This is a genomic window from Protofrankia sp. Cas4 (assembly GCF_963555915.1).
Taxonomy (GTDB): domain Bacteria; phylum Actinomycetota; class Actinomycetes; order Frankiales; family Frankiaceae; genus Protofrankia.
In genome coordinates, this window is the sequence record NZ_CAUVXL010000133.1 from 1 (window position 1) to 20035 (window position 20035).

At 68.6% G+C, this 20035-nt stretch carries 20 protein-coding genes; 10 read left to right on the forward strand and 10 right to left on the reverse strand.

The features are described from left to right. Both U9979_RS12385 and U9979_RS12390 read right to left on the reverse strand, forming a co-directional pair. On the reverse strand, positions 1 to 385 hold a 385-nt coding region (locus U9979_RS12385), incomplete at its 3' end, for a DUF302 domain-containing protein (protein ID WP_416220059.1). 89 nt (positions 386 to 474) lie between these two features. After that, on the reverse strand, positions 475 to 1044 hold the full coding sequence (locus tag U9979_RS12390) for a Uma2 family endonuclease (protein WP_322779511.1): 570 nt from the start codon (positions 1042 to 1044) through the stop codon (positions 475 to 477). 475 nt (positions 1045 to 1519) lie between these two features. Here U9979_RS12390 and U9979_RS12395 point away from each other — a divergent pair, with 475 nt between their 5' ends. Further along, positions 1520 to 2302: a recombinase family protein gene (locus tag U9979_RS12395; RefSeq protein WP_322779512.1), complete on the forward strand. Its 783-nt coding sequence runs from the start codon at positions 1520 to 1522 to the stop codon at positions 2300 to 2302. Between the two features lie 37 nt (positions 2303 to 2339). Here U9979_RS12395 and U9979_RS12400 read toward each other — a convergent pair whose 3' ends face one another. Then, positions 2340 to 3200, reverse strand: a complete 861-nt coding sequence (locus tag U9979_RS12400) for a class I SAM-dependent methyltransferase (RefSeq protein WP_322755567.1) — start codon at positions 3198 to 3200, stop codon at positions 2340 to 2342. 25 nt (positions 3201 to 3225) lie between these two features. Next, on the reverse strand, positions 3226 to 4344 hold the full coding sequence (locus U9979_RS12405; RefSeq protein WP_322779513.1) for a Tn3 family transposase: 1119 nt from the start codon (positions 4342 to 4344) through the stop codon (positions 3226 to 3228). A gap of 219 nt (positions 4345 to 4563) precedes the next feature. Here U9979_RS12405 and U9979_RS12410 point away from each other — a divergent pair, with 219 nt between their 5' ends. Next, positions 4564 to 4827 (forward strand): toxin-antitoxin system HicB family antitoxin, encoded by a 264-nt coding sequence (locus tag U9979_RS12410; protein ID WP_322779514.1) that lies wholly within the window; start codon positions 4564 to 4566, stop codon positions 4825 to 4827. Beyond that, complete coding sequence (locus tag U9979_RS12415; protein WP_322747779.1) at positions 4824 to 5135, forward strand: type II toxin-antitoxin system PemK/MazF family toxin; 312 nt, start codon at positions 4824 to 4826, stop codon at positions 5133 to 5135. The genes U9979_RS12410 and U9979_RS12415 overlap by 4 nt, the downstream gene beginning before the upstream one ends. A gap of 82 nt (positions 5136 to 5217) precedes the next feature. Here U9979_RS12415 and U9979_RS12420 read toward each other — a convergent pair whose 3' ends face one another. Next, a complete protein-coding gene (locus U9979_RS12420) occupies positions 5218 to 5787 on the reverse strand; it encodes a Uma2 family endonuclease (RefSeq protein WP_322779515.1) in 570 nt (189 codons plus the stop codon). A 406-nt stretch (positions 5788 to 6193) separates the two neighbouring features. Between U9979_RS12420 and U9979_RS12425 the strand changes: the two genes are divergently transcribed. The 4 genes from U9979_RS12425 to U9979_RS12440 all read left to right on the forward strand — a co-directional run bounded on the left by U9979_RS12425 (position 6194) and on the right by U9979_RS12440 (position 9245). Further along, positions 6194 to 7189 (forward strand): cation diffusion facilitator family transporter, encoded by a 996-nt coding sequence (locus tag U9979_RS12425; protein WP_322747781.1) that lies wholly within the window; start codon positions 6194 to 6196, stop codon positions 7187 to 7189. Between the two features lie 19 nt (positions 7190 to 7208). Continuing rightward, the gene (locus U9979_RS12430) at positions 7209 to 7733 is read left to right on the forward strand and encodes a CrcB family protein (RefSeq protein ID WP_322779516.1); all 525 of its coding nucleotides are present in this window, start codon (positions 7209 to 7211) and stop codon (positions 7731 to 7733) included. Beyond that, positions 7730 to 8104, forward strand: a complete 375-nt coding sequence (crcB, locus tag U9979_RS12435; protein ID WP_322779517.1) for a fluoride efflux transporter CrcB — start codon at positions 7730 to 7732, stop codon at positions 8102 to 8104. The genes U9979_RS12430 and crcB overlap by 4 nt, the downstream gene beginning before the upstream one ends. A gap of 82 nt (positions 8105 to 8186) precedes the next feature. Further along, positions 8187 to 9245, forward strand: a complete 1059-nt coding sequence (locus U9979_RS12440) for a methyltransferase domain-containing protein (RefSeq protein WP_322779518.1) — start codon at positions 8187 to 8189, stop codon at positions 9243 to 9245. 206 nt (positions 9246 to 9451) lie between these two features. Here U9979_RS12440 and U9979_RS12445 read toward each other — a convergent pair whose 3' ends face one another. From U9979_RS12445 to U9979_RS12465, 5 genes are all read right to left on the reverse strand, one after another. Continuing rightward, entirely contained in the window at positions 9452 to 9745 is a 294-nt protein-coding gene (locus U9979_RS12445; RefSeq protein ID WP_322747789.1) for a hypothetical protein, read from the reverse strand. A gap of 157 nt (positions 9746 to 9902) precedes the next feature. Further along, positions 9903 to 10865: a lysophospholipid acyltransferase family protein gene (locus U9979_RS12450; protein WP_322779519.1), complete on the reverse strand. Its 963-nt coding sequence runs from the start codon at positions 10863 to 10865 to the stop codon at positions 9903 to 9905. Next, positions 10865 to 12424 (reverse strand): lactate racemase domain-containing protein, encoded by a 1560-nt coding sequence (locus tag U9979_RS12455; RefSeq protein ID WP_416210168.1) that lies wholly within the window; start codon positions 12422 to 12424, stop codon positions 10865 to 10867. The genes U9979_RS12450 and U9979_RS12455 overlap by 1 nt, the downstream gene beginning before the upstream one ends. Before the next feature lie 126 nt (positions 12425 to 12550). Further along, positions 12551 to 13837: a zinc-dependent alcohol dehydrogenase gene (locus tag U9979_RS12460; protein ID WP_322779520.1), complete on the reverse strand. Its 1287-nt coding sequence runs from the start codon at positions 13835 to 13837 to the stop codon at positions 12551 to 12553. Beyond that, a complete protein-coding gene (locus tag U9979_RS12465; protein WP_322779521.1) occupies positions 13834 to 16188 on the reverse strand; it encodes an HAD-IB family hydrolase in 2355 nt (784 codons plus the stop codon). Before U9979_RS12465 ends, U9979_RS12460 begins: the two co-directional genes overlap by 4 nt. 250 nt (positions 16189 to 16438) lie before the next feature. On the opposite strand from U9979_RS12465, the gene U9979_RS12470 reads away from it, so the two are divergent. From U9979_RS12470 to U9979_RS12480, 3 genes are all read left to right on the forward strand, one after another. Continuing rightward, the gene (locus tag U9979_RS12470; RefSeq protein ID WP_322747803.1) at positions 16439 to 16879 is read left to right on the forward strand and encodes an Lrp/AsnC family transcriptional regulator; all 441 of its coding nucleotides are present in this window, start codon (positions 16439 to 16441) and stop codon (positions 16877 to 16879) included. A 112-nt stretch (positions 16880 to 16991) separates the two neighbouring features. Then, positions 16992 to 18635 (forward strand): amidohydrolase, encoded by a 1644-nt coding sequence (locus U9979_RS12475; protein ID WP_322747804.1) that lies wholly within the window; start codon positions 16992 to 16994, stop codon positions 18633 to 18635. A gap of 838 nt (positions 18636 to 19473) precedes the next feature. Continuing rightward, positions 19474 to 19998: a multidrug efflux SMR transporter gene (locus U9979_RS12480; protein ID WP_322747794.1), complete on the forward strand. Its 525-nt coding sequence runs from the start codon at positions 19474 to 19476 to the stop codon at positions 19996 to 19998. Positions 19999 to 20035: the final 37 nt, after the last annotated feature.

The following is a 20035-nucleotide window of genomic DNA, read 5'->3' on the forward strand; positions in this document are numbered from 1 at the left end:
ATTCGAGGGACCCGAGGACGGCGTCGAGGCGCGCGGCGGCCTCGTCAGCCACGGGTTTGATCTCCTCGAGCCCGGTCAGAGCCACCATCGTCTGCGGATCCAGCGCCTGCACCACAGTCTCAGCCCCGTCCCGGCGTACAACCACGTTGCACGGCAGCAGCAGGCCGATCGTACGGTCGGCGGTCAGAGCCTGGTGTGCCAGCGGCGGATTGCAGGCTCCCAGGATCAGGTATTCCTCCATCTCCAGGCCCAACGTGGTCCGGAGCGTCCCCTGGACGTCGATCTCGGTCAGCACGCCGAAGCCCTGTTCGGCCAGGGCTGCACGCACCCGTCCGACCGTCTGGTCAAACTGTGCACGAACTCGAACAGTCCGGTCGTATCGCATGTCGGTGAACTCCCTCGACGGATGATCCAACATCGTCGATGATACCCCCAGGGGTATAGTGCGGTCCGTTCCACCACCCGCGCAGGTCGTCAGGGCAGGACGAGCTGGGACGGGCTGACGGTCAGCGGGAACGGGTCGGTAATGGTCAGGATCGCCTCGCCGTACTCGGTCGCGACTTCGGCGTATTCGCCGTCGCGGAGCCTCAGCGTGGTGATCGAGGGCTTGTCGGCATCGACGATCCAGTAGTGGCCGACACCGAGACGGGCGTAGACGTCGCGTTTGAGCAGCCGGTCGATGCCCACACTGCTGGGGGAGAGCACCTCGACGACCAGCAGCGGCACAGCCAGGTACCGTTCCCCGCGGACCAGATCCGCCCGGGCGACCACGCACACATCCGGCTGAACACTCGTCGGTTGCCCCCTGCGCACATCCGGAGTGGGTGCGAAAACCACCCGATCGTCGGGACAGGCATTCCGAAGCGCAACCGCAAGTTCCAGGCACGCACGCTGGTGTTCCCAACGGGGTGCGGGGCTCACCAGCAACACCCCGTCGACCAGCTCGTACCGCCGCCCGTCATCGGGCAACTCCGCCAGATCATCGACAGTGAACCCGTCCGCACGGATCGGAAGATCCTCGTACGCGACCGCCATAACCGCCATGATGGGCTCCTCTCAGCCATGACGCCAGACTGACCCGCCCACACGCTGCGCACCAGAACGGACCACCGCCTGTGGACAACCTTCTCGTATCCACAGACGTCCGGTGGAGTGGATCTCGGCGCTTTAACAGACAAGCGTGGTCTAGGGGTGGGGCCGGAATACGAGCGAAACGTGCCACACGCCAGCGGCCAGGTAGGTCACAGGCGCGAATCGGTGTCGTAGGCGGGTGGCGAGGACGTGCGCCGACGCGAAGAGACAGCAACGCGGACACTGAGGTTGTTTCATAGGTGTTCGCTCGTGAAACACGGCGACGGTCGCCGGTGATGCTGCGCGTTCCATGTTTCATGAGTTGTTGCAAACGGCTGGGTGGCTGAAACACCCTCATGAAACAGTCAGGGCTCGTGAGTGACGACTTCAAGCGCGTGGAATCGCACGACTGCCCGATGTCCACCTGCGCCGCCCCGGCGGGCTCGCCGTGCCGCACAGGCAAGGGCAAGGTGGCCATCCAGTACCACACCGCCCGCTTCCGCCTCGTGCCCCAACTCGCCAAGGCCCTCAACGTCCCCGCCCCCGCCGTGCGCAAGCCCGGCTCGGCCTGCCCCGCCCCGCGGGCGCCGGCACCGAGCCCGCCGGGCACGTACGCCTGGGGTACGCCCGCGCATCCACCGCCCGGCAGTCCCTCGACTCCCAACTCGACTCCCTTGCCGAAGCCGGGGTCACCCGGATCTTCTCCGAGAAGATCTCCACCCGTGCCACCCAGCGCCCTGAACTGGACAAGGTCGTCGCCCTCGCTGGCGAACTGCGTGCCTCCGGCGTGCGCGTCACCCTCGTCGTCCACGAGCACAAGCGGCTCGGCCGCGGCATCGAACTGGCGACCCTGGCCGAGGAACTCAAGGCGAGCGACGTCGGCCTGGAGTTCCTCACGGGTGAGCTCCAGGGCTCGCACGACCCCTCGAGCGTCGTGTTCACCGTGCTGGCAGCCCTGTCCGGCATGGAACGCGAGTACATCCGCGACCGCACCCTGGAAGGCCACGAATCCGCCCGCAAGCGCGGCAAGTCCATCGGCGGCGCGGGCGTCACCGACGATCACATGCTATCCATGGCCCTCCACCTTCGGGATCAGGAAATGAGTCTGCGCGACATCGCGGCCCGGCTCATCATCATCGGCAAGAAGAAAGGCCAGCGCCCCTCACCCGCGACCGTCATGCGCATGCTGCGCGAGCACGACGAACAGATCACCGCGCCTTTGGCGTCGTAGGAGACCCGCCACACGCGGAGGCCGGCCTTCGTCGTGCTCAGTGCGCCGCGCGTACCGCCGAGACCAGTCCGCCGGCGCCCTCGTCCTGCTGCGACGGGGTGAGCACCGGACGCCCGTAGGCCTCGGCGCGCTCACGCAGGGTGAAGGTCTCCGCCTCCCAGCCCAGGCCGTCCAGCCAGCCGACCGGGTCCTCCGGCATCTCTGAGACCCACATCGACGCTGCCGATCCCGGCGCGGCGTCCCCGCGGAAACGTTCGACCGCGCCGCGCGAGCCCAGTGTCAGGCCCATCCTGCTGCCTGCAGCGGACAGCGCGCCGACCCGTTCGAGCAGCGACTGCACCGCGTCCTCGGGCAGATAGATCAGCAGTCCCTCGGCGATCCACACCGTCGGCTGCGCCGGATCGTGTCCGGCCGCGGCCAGGGCGCCGGGCCAGTCCTCGCGCAGGTCGACCGGGACGGTGATCCGCTCGCAGCGCGGAACGGCCCGCTCCTGACGCAGCACCGAAGCCTTGAAGCCCAACGGTTCGGCCGTGTCGACCTCGAACAGCCGGGTCCCTGCAGGCCAGTCCATCCGGAAGGCCCTGCTGTCCATCCCGGCTCCGAGCAGCACGACCTGCCGGACGCCGGAGGCGACCGCCCGGTCCAGTAGGTCGTCCAGGAACTTCGTCCGGATGACGATCGAGATGGCCACGCCGAGCCAGCGGCGCCGCGCCGCCTCGTCCGCGCGCGGGGGCGGCGGCGCCCCGGGGCCTCTCCCGCCGGCCGTGGCGAAGGCCAGCGCCAGCGGGTCCCGGAACAGCGGCTGCTCGCGTGCCGTCTCCATTGCCCTCACCCGGGCCACGCCCACGGCTGTGGCCCACACCCCGGACGGCTCGACCCGTCCCGCCGCATCAGTCATGCGTTCAGGCTAGGCCGCCGGGGCGTCACACCGGCGCGGTGGGAAACAGCGCTCCGGGGGCCGGATCCAACCGGGTGGCGACGACGTCCTTGGGCGGGGTGAGGTCCAAGTGCCAGTCGCCGAAGCGGCGTATGGTGCGCGTGATCAGCGGGCTGACGGTGGCCAGGTCGTCGGGGTCCACGAGATGGCCCTCGGCGGCGAGGGCGTTGGCGGCATCGGTAATGTCCAGCGCGGTGGAGTAGATCGCACAGTTGGCGATCAGCTCGTTGAATGTGACGACTCGCTCCTGGTAGTCCGGGTCGTTGTGGCCGATCAGCCGTCCGCCGATCATCAGATGCGTAGCGAAGCCGTGGAACGCCTCCGTACGGTTGGTGATCGCGGTGATCTGGTCGCGCAGCCCGGGCTCGGACAGGTATCGAAGGAGCGTCACGGTCCTGACGACCCTGCCCAATTCGCGTAGCGTCTTGTAGATCCGGTTGCGTTTCGAGTGGTTGCCCAGGCGGCGCAGCAGCGTCACCGAGGACAGTCGGCCCTCCCGGATCGAGATCCCGGTGCGCAGTAGATCCGTCCAGTGGCGTTCGATGAGGGCCCAGTCGATGACGCTGTCGTCGAACAGGGAGTCGATGTGCTTGTACCGCACCTTGGCGTCCGGCCGGTAGAAGTTCAGGTCGTGCCAGTTGCGTATGCGGGGGAGGAGGTCGAATCCGAGGAGCGCGGCGAGGCCGAACACCGGCAGCGGAGCCCCTTGGGCGTCGGCGTGGATGGTGTCGGGCGGGATGTCGGAGACGTTGGACAGCAGCGAGTCCAGCAGGTACACCGCCTCCCACACCCCGCACGGGATGAAGTGGGAGAACAGCGCGATGTAGTTGTCGGACACCAGTCGGAACGCCAGAGCCCCAAACCCGCCGTATCTGACGTGGGACTCGGCCCGCAGGCTGTCTTCCCAGGTGTCGATCTGCGAGCCGTCGGTGGCCGCGGTCGACCCGTCGCCCCACATCGCGGCGACGAAGGTCTGGTCAGCGGTCGTCTTCCCTCGCGCCCAGCCAGCCTCGTCCGCTGTAGGTGTGAACGACTCGACCAACTCCCGCGCCGCGACGCTCTCGCGGAACCTCGGGTAGGCGGTGCGGTCGATCGATGCCAACACACCTTGAAGATCACAGGGACCAGGATGACGGAATCCTAACGATCCCTATCAAGGCGACCCGCGCTGACCTCTACCAGCGGCGGAACAAGGCCTGGCATGTTTCGCTCGTATTCCGGCCCCACCCCGTCTACGACCCGTCTCCGAGAACGCATCCCACGCTGCCTACAGGAACTGCTGTGCCTGCAGGAACTGCTGTCATGTTCAGCTAGCATATTGCGCATGACACGCACGATCACACTCCGGTTGTCGGACGAGGCGTACAAGGCGGTCAAGCGTTACGCCGAGGCCGAGCACACCTCGATGAACACCTGGGTCGAGGGCGTGCTGGACGCCGAGGACATGCGTCGGCGCTGCGCCGCGCACGGGGCCTGGATGGAGGCCAACCCGGCGGTGGCCGGCGCAGCTCTCACCTTCGGTGAGGCCAACCAGCGGGCTCTCGCCGCGGCGGGGCTGCCCAATCTCGCCGACGGCACCGTCGGGTGAGGCCACCGCGGCGCGGTGAAATCTGGACCGTGGGCACCGGTTCGGTACCGCAGACGGTGCTGGTCATCAGCTCCACGGTCTACAACGAGATCGCCGGCGAGCCGACCGTGCTCGTCGCCCTGGTCGTGGAGCACGCCACCGACGAGGGGTTCTGTATCGACCTCGGCGAAGGGCGGTGGGCTGTGATGGGCCTGGTCACGTTCGTGGCCAAGGCGAACCTGGCCGCGTGCCTGCGACGGGTCGATGTCCAGACCCTGACCGACGTCAACACCATGCTTTTCAAAATCTTGGCGACTCCCGACCGCTGACCCACGGGCAACGGTCCTCAAGGAATACGCAGTATCGACAAAGGTACGGCTGGCCGTCCTCGTCGAATCTCACATTCGGTTGTCAGGGCAGGACGAGCTGGGACGGGCTGACGGTCAGCGGGAACGGGTCGGTAACGATCATGGTCGCCTCGCCGTGCACGGTCAGGGTCTCGACATAGTCGCTGTCGGCGAGGCTCAGTGTGGTGATCGAGGGCTTGTCCGGGTCGACGATCCAGTAGTGGATGACACCGAGACGGGCGTAGACGTCGCGTTTGAGCAGCCGGTCGATGCCCACGCTGCTGGGGGAGAGCACCTCGACGACCAGCAGCGGCACAGCCAGGTACCGTTCCCCGCGGACCAGATCCGCCCGGGCGACCACGCACACATCCGGCTGAACACTCGTCCGTTGTCCCCTGCGCACATCCGGGCTCGAGCCGAACACGTAAAGCTCGGGCGGACACGCTGCACGCAGCAACGCGGTCAGCTCATCGCATCCGACCTGGTGTTCCCAGCGGGGTGCGGGGCTCACCAGCAACACCCCGTCGACCAGCTCGTACCGCCGCCCGTCATCGGGCAACTCCGCCAGATCATCGACAGTGAACCCGTCCGCACGGATCGGAAGATCCTCGTACGCGACCGCCATAACCGCCATGATGGGCTCCTCTCAGCCATGACGCCAGACTGACCCGCCCACACGCTGCGCACCAGACTTGACCACGCACTGTGGAAAACGCGACGTTATCCACATCCGCTGCGCTCTACCCGCCGGCCGGCTCGGTGGCGCCGAGGGTCGGCGCACAATTGCGTTCGACAGCAAAGAATCGAGCACCAGAGAATCGATACGAAGAAGATCGAATAGATCGCGAGCGGAATTCACGGGAACGAAACCGACTTCGGTGCCGACAGTCGTTTCCGTTAACGACCGACTGGGCGCCCGTTCGAAAAGCGATACGTCAGCGAGAGGACGAGCGATATGGTGGAAAGGAGAATGAGGGAAGGGAAGGTCGGCGGTGGGTGACCCCGGAACAAGTCATGCTCATGGGGCAGATGGTCATGGGGTGGCTGGCCACGAGAAGGACGGCCACGCGACGGATGGCCATGCAGGTCATACGCACGGCGTGACAGTGGACGCCGACCGACGCTGGTTGACGATCGCTCTTGGTCTCATCGGCGTCTACCTCGTCGGCGAGGTTGTCGTCGGCCTGCTCGCGCACTCGCTGGCACTGCTGTCGGATGCAGCCCATATGCTCACCGACGCGGCGTCGATCGTGCTGGCGCTGGCGGCGCTGCGGATAGCGGCCCGGCCCGCCGGCGGCCCCTACACGTTCGGCCTGCGTCGGGTGGAGATTCTCTCCGCTCAAGCCAACGGTCTCACGCTGCTCCTGCTCGCCGGCTGGCTCGGTTACGAGGCGGTCGCACGGCTGGTGTCACCGGGCCCGGTGGCCGGTGGGCTCGTCCTGAGCACCGCGCTGGTCGGGGTGGCCGTCAACATTGCCGCAACCGCGGCGATCAGTCGAGCCAACCGGGCAAGCCTGAACGTCGAAGGCACCTTCCAGCACATCCTCACCGATCTCTATGCGTTCGTCGCGACCGTGATAGCGGGCGTGATCATAATCATCACCGGATGGAACCGAGCCGACTCCATCGCCTCGGTCGTCGTCGTCATCCTCATGATGAAAGCCGGTGTCGGCCTGCTGCGCGCCTCCGGACGGATCTTCCTCGAGGCCGCACCGGACGGGCTCGACCCGGACGGCATCGGTGCCGCGATGGCCCGCCGGCCCGGTGTCAGCGAAGTCCACGACCTCCACATCTGGCAGATCACCTCCAGCGAACCCGCGCTGTCCGCGCACGTCCTGGTGCACCCCGACGCCGACTGCCACGCCGTCCGCCGCGACCTGGACACCTGGCTGCGCGATGATCATCACATCGACCACACCACCCTCCAGGTCGACCACCTGGCCACCGACACCCAGCGCGCACCCGGACAACCCGACCCACACTGCGTCACCCCGCACGGTAGGACGCACTACGCCTACGCCCCCCGGCCGACCTGACCGCGCCAGGTAGTCAGTCATGCTGGCTACTGCCGTTGTCGCGCAGGTAGGGAGGGTGCGCATGGTCGGCGAGCCGACCGATCCCGATGTCGATCTGCACATCCCCGCGCAGCGCCGGCCCGCGGCCCCTGCGCCGCTGCTAGCGGTGATCGCTGTCGGTGGTGCGCTGGGGGCGTGCACCCGTTACGGCGTGATGCTGCGCTGGCCCACCCCGCCCGGCGCGTTCCCGTGGGCCATGCTGGCGGTGAACACCGCCGGCTGCGCGTTGATCGGCGTGCTGATGGTAGTGATCACCGAGGTACGTACGGCGCATCCGCTGGTACGGCCGTTCGTCGGCACCGGCGTCCTGGGCGGGTTCACGACGTTCTCCACCTATGCGGTCGACGCCGAACGGCTCGTGAACGGCGGACACGCTGGTACGGCGTTGGCATATCTCGCGCTGACCATGGTGAGCGCGCTCGGCGCGGTCTGGGCCTCGGTCGAGGTCATCCGCAGTGTCATCCGCAGTGTCATCCGCTATGTAGGCCGCAAGGCGGGCCGGTGAGCTGGCTGCTGGTGATCCTGGGTGCGATGGTCGGCGCGCCGGTGCGCTACCTGACCGACCGGGCGGTTCAGACCCGCCACGGCACGGTGTTCCCGTGGGGGACGTTCACCGTGAACGTGATCGCCAGTGGTGTCCTCGGTGTGGTCACCGGGGCGGTGAGCGCGGGGGCGGCGTCATCCCGGGTGGCGCTGCTGGTCGGTACCGGGCTGTGCGGGGCGTTGAGCACCTACTCGACGTTCTCCTACGAGACGTTGCGGCTCGCGCAGGACGGTGCCCGGCTGCTCGCCGTGGCGAACGCCGTGGTCAGCGTGCTGGCTGCCGTCGGCGCCGCCGTCATCGGGATGGCGCTCGCCCGTGCGGCGTGGCACTGAGCCAGCCACAGGCCGTGGTGGTCACAAACGATGGGAAGACGGAGACGAAGACCTGCGGGATGTGTCAGGGCAGTGGAAAAGCATGAGCGGCCGGCCGGTGAAACGGGAGGACTTCATCCCGGATGAGGTGTGGGTCACCGGGGATGACGGGTTCTTCCTGGTCCCGCTGCGCCGGACGGAGGACCCGCTCCGGTGGTTGGAGGTATGCCGAAGCGATCAGGCGGTCACGATCCAGGTTGATGACGGGTCGGACAGGTTCGACGGAAAAGGGATCGTCCCGACCAGTTCGTGCAGTGCACCGTGGGTTGTCGATCGGATGCTGGATCTTCTCGATGTAGGTCCGGGGATGAGCGTGCTGGAGATTGGTACGGGCACGGGTTACAACGCGGCGTTGCTCGCGGCACGGGCTCATGCTGGTGCGGTGACGAGCGTGGAGGTGGACCCGGTGATTGCTGAGCGTGCACGCTCAGCGCTCGCTAGGGCGGGCCATGCAGTCACCGTGATCACGGGTGATGGTACGGAAGGCTGGGTAGAGCGTGCACCGTATGACCGGCTGATAGCTACGGCATCGGTGTCTGTCGTGCCGCACGCCTGGGTGGAGCAGACCCGGGCGCGCGGGCGGATCGTGTTGCCGTTCGCAGGCATCTTTGATGGTGCGTTGGCGGTGCTACAGGTCGAGAGTGACGGAACGGCCTGGGGCAGGTTCTATGACACGGCTGGTTTCATGCGGCTGCGTAACCAGAGACCCGACCCGCACCTGTGGTGGATCGGCGAAGACGACGCGAACGTGAGAACGTCTGGCCGCTATCTGGATGCGCCGTTTCGGGACAGTACCGCCGGGTTTGTGGTGGGACTGTGGCTTCCTGGCTGCACCACGGGAAAAATCGAGGAAGGTGGTCCCGCGAAGACGCTTCTTCTTTCCCACACCCCGTCACAGTCGTGGGCTTCGCTGACGGCAGGCACAGGAAACCATGAGGTGACGCAATATGGGCCTCGGCATCTGTGGGATGAGCTGGAAGCGGCCTATGACTGGTGGATGGCCACTGGGCAGCCCACCCGTGAACGTTTCGGTCTGACAGTCGCCAGGAGCGGTCAGGCGTTCTGGCTGGACACCCCGGAGCAGACCCTCACCTGTTCATGATCATCACTAGAAAACACCGTAGAGAAAGTGTGCGACAGACGACGGGCTCACGCGCGCCTTGCTGGTGACAGCCAGGTCAGGCGCCACGTGGCGTAACTGCGTGCCAGGGTCGCTCGGTTTTGGGCGGCGCGGTTGTCTGACTGAGCGGCACGCATGCTCCACGTCCCATCCGGGGAAGCGGACCTGTGCCTGGTGCACACGGTGGCTCAGGCCGAGGCCGCGAGGCGCAGCCGGTCGCGGCGGCGGGCGAGCAGCCGGTCAGCGAGCGCGTCCGCGAGCTCGATGTCGTCCAGGGACACCCGGGTACGGTCCGCCACCTCGAGGATGGCCGCGAGTAGTTCGGCCGACAGGCGGGTGCGGTCAGCCACCCGGGCGACGCTCGGGGGCAGACCGGTAGGCCGGTTCGCCCGGAAGGCGTCGACGCCCGGGTTCGAGGGGTGCTGTTGGTGGCTCGAGTGCTGCTTCTGGCTGGAGCGGCGGGGCCGATTGCGCAGGTCCATGAACCCAGTGACGGGCCTGAGGGATCTGGAATCAACTCTTGACATCGCCTGCCACAGGCGGGTGCGTCTCTCCCCACAGGAGATCCCCAGGCTATCGGGAGATACGCACCGCACTGTCTACAGGGTTATCCACAATGTGAGGCCACTGTGATTCTTCTCACGATCCGCCGGAGTGCTGGGATGGCAGGCCGGGCCGGTCCCAGGGAGAGATCGTCCGGCTGTGTCCGACCGGTTCTGTCGACGCCCAGACCCGGCGCCAGTGGGCTGTGCGCGCGGACCGGGGAGGCGGAGCGCCGGCGGGCGCCGCATGCAGCGATTCCCACCACGAGGTCGTGTCCTCGGCCAGCAGCCGGGAGACCTCGGCGAAGATCCTGCCGGTGAAGGTGCGGAGGTCCTCGGTTGCCGGATCGGTTGTCGGGTACATCGGCCGACCGAAGCGGACCGATATCCCCGGCCTGCCCGGGCGGGTCCAGCCACGGCCACGCGGCATCGCGGCGAAGCTGCCGCGAATCGCGACCGGTACCACCGGAACCCCACAGGTGATCGCCAGATGGGCCGCACCGAACCGGAAGCGGGCGAGCTGGCCGTCCTTCGACCTCGTCCCCTCCGGAAAGATCACCAGATTCCAGCCGTCCGCGAGCAGGTCCGCGGGCGCTGTCGAGGCGGCACCCCCGCGGCGCTCGATCGGCACGGTCGCGAACAGGAAAGCCGTACCCAGGCCCCGCCACCAACTGCCGAAGAAGTAGTCGGCGGCCGCGGCCACGGCCGTGTGGTCCCGCAGCTTCCTCGGCAGTGTGCACAACAGCAGCGGAGCGTCCAGATGGCTTGAGTGGTTCGAGACGAAGACCGCGGGGGTCCGCAGCTCGTCCAGGGCGTCCAGTCCTGTCACCGACAGCGATAGATTCGCGTCCAGGAGTGGTCTCATCCCGGCCTCGAGGGCCACGATGCGGGCCGCCCGCATCGCTGGCGTGCGCGCCCACGCCGTCGGGAACTCCCTGGCCACCGCCGGCAGCTGGTGCGGCTCGGCGGAGCGCGGTACCGGCGGCCGGGCACCCCAGCGCCAGCCACGGGCCACCTCGCGCAGACCGACCCCGACTGGGCGGGCCGGGCGGGACGCCATCACCGCACGTCCGCGATGACGTGCGGTGGAGAGTGCAGATACGTCATGGATGGATCGCGGCCCACCGTGCCCGACACCATCTCCAAGGCGTCCGCCAAGGTGGAGGCGGCCCGGAAACCCATCCGCGCGCAGGCGGCCCGGTCACCGCCGACCCACACGACATCCTCCAGGTGGTCCATGGCGTGCGCACCCCAGTACCACATGTAGAACGGATGCACGCCGTGGTAAGCGTGCGATGTGCGGTACAGGTGGGTATACCAGGGGTCGGTCGCGTACTGTTTCTCGAAGGTGGCCTCAATGGTCGCCGGGTCGGTGGACTCGGCGAGAACCTCCTCGAAGAAGTCCACATACGACGGATGGTGCAGCTGGGAGAACTCCGGCGTCACCGGATGGTAGAGAATCATCGCTCCGCCGCGCCGGACCAGCGGTTGTCCCCGGTACATGTTGAAGAAATAACCGAGCCCGAGGCACATCGCGAGGATCGGGTTCATCACCGAGTTCACGTTGTACGGCCCCAGATAGGGCAGGCCCACGACCAGCACGTCGCTCTGCCCGTTGACCTCGACGAGCTGCTGGCGGTGCACATTCGCGATCGTCTTGGCATGCACGGCCTCGGTCTCGCCGGCGTGCACGCCGGTCACCCCGTAGTCGGCCACGAGATCGTGGAAGAGCTTGCGGCGGGAGCGCACCGGCATGGCCGCGAGCCCCCGCGACATTCCGAACGCCATCGCCTGGTCGCGCACGGACCATTCCCATTCCCGCTTCATCAGAAAGCCGTAACGGGACGGGAACGACGCGTTGTTCACGGTCGTCTCCACCGTGAAGATCTTCAGGTGGTCGGCCAGCATCCGACCCATCCGCCATGCCGAGGAATGCATGGCGGAGCGGGTGTGGTCCATGAACGAACGCGAGTGCACCATTGTATGACTGTTGTGATGGTGACGCAGGCTGTTGTAGGACGCGAGCCCGATCGGCACCGACTTGTGGCCACCGTCCATCGCCACCATGTTGATGTTGACGTAGACCAGCAGGTCGGACTCGGCGGCCCGCCGGTTGATCTCGACGTCCTCGCCGTTCTCGGTCAGGCCGATGTGGGTCAGGTTGTCCCTGTCCTCGGCGTCGTGGTTGTAGAGGTTGTTCGGCCAGAACGAGCGGAACACCCGCTCCCCGACGGCCCGTTCGATCTCGGCGGCGGTCATCCGGCGATGCAGTGCGTTCGCCACGATGAGTACCACGTCGTCCACACCGACCTGCGCCGCGATCGTCAGCACCTGCTCGATCACCCGCTGGCGGATGTCGGGCCGGCGCATCGGCGGCAGCGGGAGCGACAGGTCGTCGAAGGCGATCGTCAGACGCATCCCCGGCCGAAGCAACGCCCGCAGCGGCTCGCTGTTCTCGGGCTCGGCCAACGCCCGGCTGATCGCCGCGTCCACGTCGGCCAGCTCCGGCAGCGACTCCGGCGGGTAGAGCACCCGGGTGCCGAGCGGGAAGCGTTCCAGCCCGAACCCCTCACCCTGGTGTACGAGAAGCGGAGGAGTCCGCTCATCGACCTCGAGCACGAACCCCGGTCTCACCTGTGCGATCCCCTAACACGCGGTTGCGGCCGGGCGACACTGCCGTCGCCAGCCGCCATCCAGTGAACGTCGTAGTGAACGTCCCAGTGAACAGATCTCACCCTTGCCCCATCACGCCGCCGTCAGGTCGAAGGCGACCTTGACCGCGCCGAGACGCCCTGCGCCGAGCGCGTGGTCCAACGCGTCCCGCCAACGGTCCAACGGGTAGGTCGCCGACACAACCCCGTCCAGCGGGGCAGTTGCCGCGAGCTCCAGTGCCCGGACGAAGTCCGGACGATCCGACGCCGGGTCCTCCGGCCGCTGCGCGGGTCCGTCCGCGGGTCCGTCCGCGGGTCCGTCCGCGGGCCGGGGTCGACCGACGCTGGAGGCGTAGGTACCCACCAGCTCCAGTTCCCGGAACCACAGCGGGGTCAGATCGACCGAACCGGTGGGAACCCCCGACAGGACCACCCGCCCACCGGCACGGGTGACGCGCAGCGCCGTCGACAGCGACGAAGCGCTGCCGGCGCAGTCGATCGCGACGTCCACACCGCCGAGCAGATACGGCGGCCCGACGTCCGGCTCCAGTTTGAGCGCACGGGTACCGCGACGCACGCCGCCGACCGCGGACGCAGGGGGCAGAATCTCATCCGCTCCGAACCGCCGCGCCAGCTCCACCTGATGACGGTGCTTGGCCACGACCGTGACCAGGCCGGCCCTGGTGTAGGCGCGCAGCGCCAGCAAGGTCAACAACCCCACCGAACCGGCGCCGATGATCAGAACCCGATCGCCGTCGGCGACCCGGGCCCGCAGCGCGGTGTGCACGGCGCACGCAAGCGGCTCGACCAGTACCGCCCGCTCGTCGGGCAGGTCCGCCGGCACCGGGTACAGCTGCGAACGGTGGGCGACCAGCGCCCGGCTCCACCCGCCGCCGGTCTGCGCGCAGGAGCCGGTCTGCAGCCCGGGGGACAGGTGACCGGAGGTGACCCGATCGCAGCGGCTGGTGTGTCCGGCGGCGCAGCCGGCACAGGCCGCGACGCCCCGGGCCGCGCAGCCCAGGACCGGGTCGAGTACCACCCTGCTGCCAGCCGGCAACTCGGTGCCGTCCTCAAGGGTCACATCCGTCTGGGTGTCGGCCACGATCTCATGCCCGGGGACGAAGGGCATGGACACCAGGGACGTGAAGTAGAACGACGACTGGCCGGTGACGGTGGCGAGGTCCGAACCGCAGATCCCCGACAGCCGTGGACGGATCGTGACCCATCCCTCGCCCGGCAGGGCCGGGACGGGCCCGTCGGTCAACCGCAGCGGCGCCGTCGTCGTCGCCGCGGCGCCGGCCAGGGCGGGCAGCCGACCCGACACCGCCCGGGTGGCCAGGTAGCGGGGCATGGAACGGTACAGCTCCAACGCGCGGCTCACCGGTCGGCTCCCAGCCGTGATGTGCGGACGCGAACCGGGCCGCCCGCGGACGAGCCGCCGACGCCGGCATGAGCTGCGCCGGCATGAGCGTTGCGCTCACGCCGGCTGCCGACCACTGCACGTGGTTCGCCACGGGTCGAGGCCCACTCCTCGATCGGCCAGCCGGATCGGCGGGCCACCCGGTACAGCGGCAGGTCCGGATTGACCGCGACCGGGTTGCCGACGGCACGCAACATCGGCAGGTCCGACTGGCTGTCCGCATATGCCCAGGATGCCGACAGATCCGCTCCCACTCGCTTGGCATAGTGGTCCAGCCAGGCGGCCCGGGAGTCACCGACCAGCGGTGCCGAGACCAGACGGCCGGTGGCGCGCCCGTCCGTCCCGACTGCGAGCCGGGTGGCGACGACCTCGTCGAACAGCGGTGCCAGCGGACGGGTGAGGACCTCGACCGCGCCGGTCAGCAGGACGGTCCGGTGCCCGGCGTCCCGGTGCTCGCGGATCCGGCGGATCGCTCCCGCCTTCACCCGACGCAGCAGGATGTCACCGGCGACCTCGTCGACGAGGCGGGCGAGCTCGTCGGGGTCTGCGCCGGCATAGCGCGTGTACACCGCCCGGATGAGATGTCCCCGGTCGCGCCGCTCAGCCCGCACATATCCGGGCAGCGCGCGGGCGAGCTGGGCGAGTTCGCGTCCGCGCGCCGCGAGGCTCTGGTCGGTCAGGCGCAGCCACAGATACGACTCGACCACGGTCGAGGACACCAGCGTCCCGTCCAGATCGAACACCGCGAGCGTGTCCGGGCCGCCGACAAGGGCGTGCGACGCCCGCCGGGCCGCGGCCGCGGGCTTTTCCGGACCGCGGAAAGTCGAGGTGACGCTCGGAAAGTGGATCTCTTGTAGGTAGGTGCGCCAGTCGTAGCAGGCCGGATCGAAGCCGAACTGTTCGGCGTCGCCCGGGTCGAGGCTCTGGGCCAGCGCGCGGGTCGCGTCGTCGACGTAGACCAGCTCCGCCTTGGTATAGGAACGGTAGAGGTCCTGGTAGCGCCGCAGGAACGCCAGCCGCTCATCGAGCTGCTCCAGGTCCCGGGCGGCCTGACGGACCCGGTCCGAGCGCGGAGCGTACCCGAGCGCCTTTCCCGCGATCTCCGCGAAACGCTCGCCGCGCCGCAGTTGGCTCTCGACCGTGGCAGCCCCGGCGAAACGCCAGTCGGCGGCGGCGATGGCGCCACGACCGGGCTTGGTCAACGGGTGGCGCCCGAAGTATTCGCGGACATTCTCATAAAGGTCACGAAACAACAGCGGATTACGGAAACCCGAACACACGGTGTAATAAGCCGGGGTCGATGCCGGCGGCGTCGCCGCGGTCGCAGCCAAGATCGCATTGACGACCAGATCGACGGGGATGATGTCGATGATCCCGTCCGGAGAGGCGGGGAAATCCGGCAGCTCCCCACGGCCGTAGGCGAGGATCAGCGGCTCGGCCATCTTGAAGCCCTCGATCCAGCCCGGGAACGGGCGGGCCAACGCGCTCTCGATGATGGACGGACGCATGATGGTCAGCGGCAGACCGGCACGTTCGGCTTCCAGATAACGCTCGGCGAGGGCCTTGGTGAACGTGTAGCAGTCCGTCCAGCCCAGAACCCGGGCCCGCTCGCCGCCCGCGTCGACGAGCCGGCGCTCCACCCACCTGCGGCGGCGGCGTTCGGCTTCCCGGGAGACCGTCTGCGCGCCGGCCCGGATGTGTTCAGCCTCGGCCTCGGCCCGGAACCGGCGCAGCTCCGCCGGGGTCCGCGAGGCGTCCTCGGCCGCGAGCCGGGCTCGCTGCGCGGCGGCCTGCTCGGCCCGCCAGTCGACGTTGTGCACGAGGCGGCCCTCAGCCACATGCCCCGATCGCAGCCCGGCCACGTATGCCGTGGAGATGTGCACCAGATGAGGTCTGGCACCGCTGTCTCCAATGGCCCGCAGCAGCTCCTGGACGCCCCCGAGGTTCATGGCGAAACCCGTGTCGATCGGCGGGTCGAACGACACCTCGCCGGCACAGTGGACGACGACGTCGACATCCGCCGGAATGGCCGGGATCCGTTCGAGATCGCCTTCAAGGACCGTGATCCGGTCGCGTAGCACCTGCTCGACACCGTCGGCACCCAGGCGCTCGCGCCATGCGGCAAAGGCCGGCTTGGCCACGAGACTCCGCAGGCGGGCCTGCCCACTTCTGCCTGCGCGGGGACGGATGAGGACGACCACCCGGGTGTCGGGCAGATCGGAAAGCAGCCGTTCCAGCAGTGCCTCGCCCACGAAACCGGTCGCTCCCGTGACGAGGACACGCTTGCCCGCGAGCCGCTCGGCCAGCCCCACGCCTCACCTCTTCCGTAATGAACACCGGTGGGCCACAGTAAGGGACGTCGGTGTCCAGGGCCGAAGCCGCCTCGTGCCCAGGTAGTTGCATCCAACCAGGCAACACCGATGGTCACGTACTACCTACCGTTGGACATCGCACGAGGTTCGTTCCACGGACCCCGCGACGTCCAACGGCCGGCCACGGATCGGGGGAGGACGAGGGCGTGGCGCGTCGATCATCGGCGAGCTGCGTACGCTCCTGATCGTGTTGGAAGACCTTGACCGCGAGATCGTCCGTCTGCTGTGCCGGGACGGTCGGATGAGCTACACCGATCTGGGCCGGGCCACCGGTCTGTCCGTGTCCGCGGTTCACCAGCGGGTGCGACGGCTTGAGCAACGGGGCGTGATCACCTCTTACGCGGCCCTGATCGACACCTCCCAGGTCGGGCTCCCGCTCACCGCATTCATCTCCATCAAACCGATCGACCCGAGCCAGCCGGACGACGCGCCCGACCGCCTGCGCCGCCTGGACGCGATCGAGGCATGCCACAGCGTGGCCGGCGAGGAGAGCTATCTGCTCAAGGTCCGGGTCGCTGGTCCGGGCAACCTTGAGGGCCTGCTGCAGGAGATCCGCGCCGCGGCGAACGTCTCCACCCGCACCATGGTCGTCCTGTCCACCCCGTACGAGGCCCGGCCACCCGCGCTGTAACACCCGGCCAAAGGCCGCGAGAGTGGCCCCCGACGGCCCCCGACCCACGGCCTCACAGGTCGCAGGCGACCACAACGGGTTCACAGCGGGCAGACTGGCATCCGTGACCGACATGTCGTCGAACCCAGGTGCAGTCGGGGGGCCGCGACCGGCCGGTAACCGCGTCCTCTATCGCGGTGGCCGGGTGCACAGCCCGGCCGCGCCGTTCGCGACCGCGATGCTGGTCGACCACGACGTGGTTGCCTGGGTCGGCTCGGCCGCGGCCGCCGAGGCGATGACCCTCGACGAGACCGTCGAGGAGATCGTGGAGCTCGACGATGCCCTGGTCACCCCCGCATTCGTGGACGCCCACGTGCACATGACCGCGACCGGACTCGCGCTCGACGGTCTCGACCTGAGCTCAGCGCGATCCCTGGCGGCCGCGCTGGACCAACTCGCCGACCACGTCAGGCGGCATCCCGCGACCACGGTGCTCGGCACCGGCTGGGATGACACGGCCTGGCCGGAAGACCGCCCGCCCAGCGCCGCCGAGCTCGACCGGGCGGCCGCAGGAGTGTCGGTCTACCTCGCCCGCATCGATGGTCACCGCGCCGTCGTGTCCTCAGCGCTGGCGGACCGCTGTGGCGCCGCCGGCATGTCGGGATGGCTCGGCGATGGCCACTGCCAGGGCGAAGCCCACCACGTTGCCCGCAGCGCCGCGTACGACAGCGTGTCCGCCCGGCAGCGGCGGGCCGCCCAGCGGCGCGTGCGCGCCCACGCCGCCGCGCTGGGCATCGCGGCGTTGCACGAGATGGCGGGGCCGGAGGTCTCCAGCGCCGACGACCTGAGCGACCTGCTCGCGCTCGCGTCCGCCGAGGCGGGCCCCGCCATCTACGGATACTGGGCCGGGGACGTCGAAACCGCGGTGGCGCTCGGGGTCGGGCTCGGCGGCGACCTGTTCGTCGACGGCTCGCTGGGATCACACACCGCGGCGTTGCGGGTCGCATACACCGACGCACCCGGCGACCACGGCGTGGCGCAGCTGGATGCGGACGCGGTGTACGAGGTGGTGGTCCGGGCCAGTGAGGCGGGTCTGCAGGCCGGCTTCCACGCCATCGGCGACGCGGCCCTCGACATCGTCCTGGACGGTTGTGAACGAGCGGCCGACAAGGTCGGGTTGTCCCTGGTCCTGGCCGCACGCCACCGCGTCGAACACTGCGAGATGGCCGACGTCACCCAGATCGCCCGGATGGCCCGCCTCGGCCTGGTAGCCGGCGTGCAGCCCGCGTTCGACGCCTGTTGGGGGGGTCCGGACGGGATGTACACACGGCGGCTGGGAGCCGACCGCGCCCGGGCGATGAACCCGTTGGCGGCGATGGCCGCCGCCGGGGTCGTCCTGGCGCTGTCCTCGGATGCTCCGGTGACCCCGCTGGACCCGTGGGGTGGTGTGCGCGCCGCGGTCGCACACCACACGCCGGCCTCCGCGCTCAGCGCCCGGGCGGCCTTCTCGGCCGCGACGAGAGGCGGCTGGCGAGCGGCCCGCGCGGACGGTGACGGCAGCGGGGTTCTCACGCCCGGCGCGCCGGCGACGTTCGCCGTGTGGCAGGTAGCGGGGGAGCTGGTCGTCCAGGTGCCCGACGACCGGGTCACGGCATGGTCGACCGATCCACGAGCGGGCATAACGGGGCTCCCCGACCTTGACGGCCCGGACCCGACATGTCTGCGCACGGTCGTGCGCGGCACGGTCGTCCACGATCTGTTGGCCCGGACGGGATGACCTCACCCGGAACCGGGATGGCCCCACCCGGATGATCGCAAGCCGACAACCCGGGCGCCGACAGTAAGGACTTCGGCAGCAGGGACTTCGAAGAGCCCCGGACCGTCCTTCGGACCGATCCCCGGCGCGCCGGATGCGGGCAGGGGATCGTTGTCTAGGGGACGACCGGGACCCTTCGGGCTGCCTTCCAGCTCCCCCTTCGCCGGCGGTGACGAACTTCCTGTCCGACCCCACCGCCGACCGGGCCTGGTACCGGGTGGTCGTCGGACGCACCTGCGCCCGACGACCACCGGCCGGTCTGCCGACAGGGAAGGCGCTGACGCAGCCGCCTCACGAGTGGACGACATGGACCGTACCCGCCCTGACTCCGCCGGTGTCAACCGGGCGTTCCATCTGCGTCTATTTCCTGTTTCCCCAGGTCGGCGACCTCTCCGCTGCGAACGGCGGTTGCGCTGGTGCTGTTGGCGACCTGGGCGTGTCGCGGTCTGGACACGGTCGTCCTCATCGCAGACAGAACAACTCCACAACTAATTAACTACTCAGCGCGATAACCGGGCCTTCGTTGACCACTATTTGCCCACTATCCGCAACGCCTGGCTACTTACCTCAATCCGGCCACGGCGGCGGCGCATGAGATGTGAAGACACGTAGAGCACATGTTTGCATGCTGTGCGTAGTAGCGTCGGTGCCTGTTCCAGCCGGATCCGATCCGCAGGACGCCGGATTCCCGATACCCGGGATTGCGGGTACCCGTAGTTCTGCGGGTACCCGAGGTTCTGCGTGTATGGGATTCCGCCGGCCCGAATGCTCGATCACCTCGCGTGACCCAGGAGCAGTCATGACCATCACGGACATCACCTGCGGTGGCACCACCCACTCCAGCGCGACCCGTGGCGCCCCCGCCCGCCGCCGCGGCGCCCGCCACAAGAAAAAGCCCGACCATACCCGGAGGACGCCGATGACCTGGCTGGCTCTGTTGGCCGCGATAGCCTGTGACGTGGCAGCCACCTATGCGCTGGCCGCGTCCCACGGATTCCGCAACCTGATGCCCTCGATGCTTGCCGTGGTCGGATTTCTCCTGACCACCTACCTGTTCGCGATCGCGCTCACCGGGTTGGGCCCGAGTATTTCCTATGCGGCTTTCGGCGCACTTGGCACCGCGTCGGTCGCCGTCATCGGCATTGTCATAGGTACGGAAACCGCAAACTGGATCAAAATCGGATCCCTCACTCTGATCATCATCGGCGTGGCGCTGTTGCCACTTGCCGACCGTCGGGATGCCGTAGGTCACCGCGGGACCGACCCCGGACAACCGGCTCCCCAACGCGCGGGCACCGCCCATCCAGGGACCGGGACCGGCTGACACGATCGCGGGTGGGCAATCCGCCGACCCGGTCGAT

Excerpts from the sequence above, each read along its gene's own strand:
- U9979_RS12390 (WP_322779511.1), bottom strand. The coding sequence starts at position 1,044 with ATGGCGGTTATGGCGGTCGCGTACGAGGATCTTCCGATCCGTGCGGAC.
- U9979_RS12400 (WP_322755567.1), bottom strand. The coding sequence starts at position 3,200 with ATGACTGATGCGGCGGGACGGGTCGAGCCGTCCGGGGTGTGGGCCACA.
- U9979_RS12410 (WP_322779514.1), top strand. The coding sequence starts at position 4,564 with ATGACACGCACGATCACACTCCGGTTGTCGGACGAGGCGTACAAGGCG.
- U9979_RS12420 (WP_322779515.1), bottom strand. The coding sequence starts at position 5,787 with ATGGCGGTTATGGCGGTCGCGTACGAGGATCTTCCGATCCGTGCGGAC.
- U9979_RS12430 (WP_322779516.1), top strand. The coding sequence starts at position 7,209 with ATGCTGGCTACTGCCGTTGTCGCGCAGGTAGGGAGGGTGCGCATGGTC.
- U9979_RS12440 (WP_322779518.1), top strand. The coding sequence starts at position 8,187 with ATGAGCGGCCGGCCGGTGAAACGGGAGGACTTCATCCCGGATGAGGTG.
- U9979_RS12445 (WP_322747789.1), bottom strand. The coding sequence starts at position 9,745 with ATGGACCTGCGCAATCGGCCCCGCCGCTCCAGCCAGAAGCAGCACTCG.
- U9979_RS12450 (WP_322779519.1), bottom strand. The coding sequence starts at position 10,865 with ATGGCGTCCCGCCCGGCCCGCCCAGTCGGGGTCGGTCTGCGCGAGGTG.
- U9979_RS12475 (WP_322747804.1), top strand. The coding sequence starts at position 16,992 with ATGTCGTCGAACCCAGGTGCAGTCGGGGGGCCGCGACCGGCCGGTAAC.
- U9979_RS12480 (WP_322747794.1), top strand. The coding sequence starts at position 19,474 with ATGACCATCACGGACATCACCTGCGGTGGCACCACCCACTCCAGCGCG.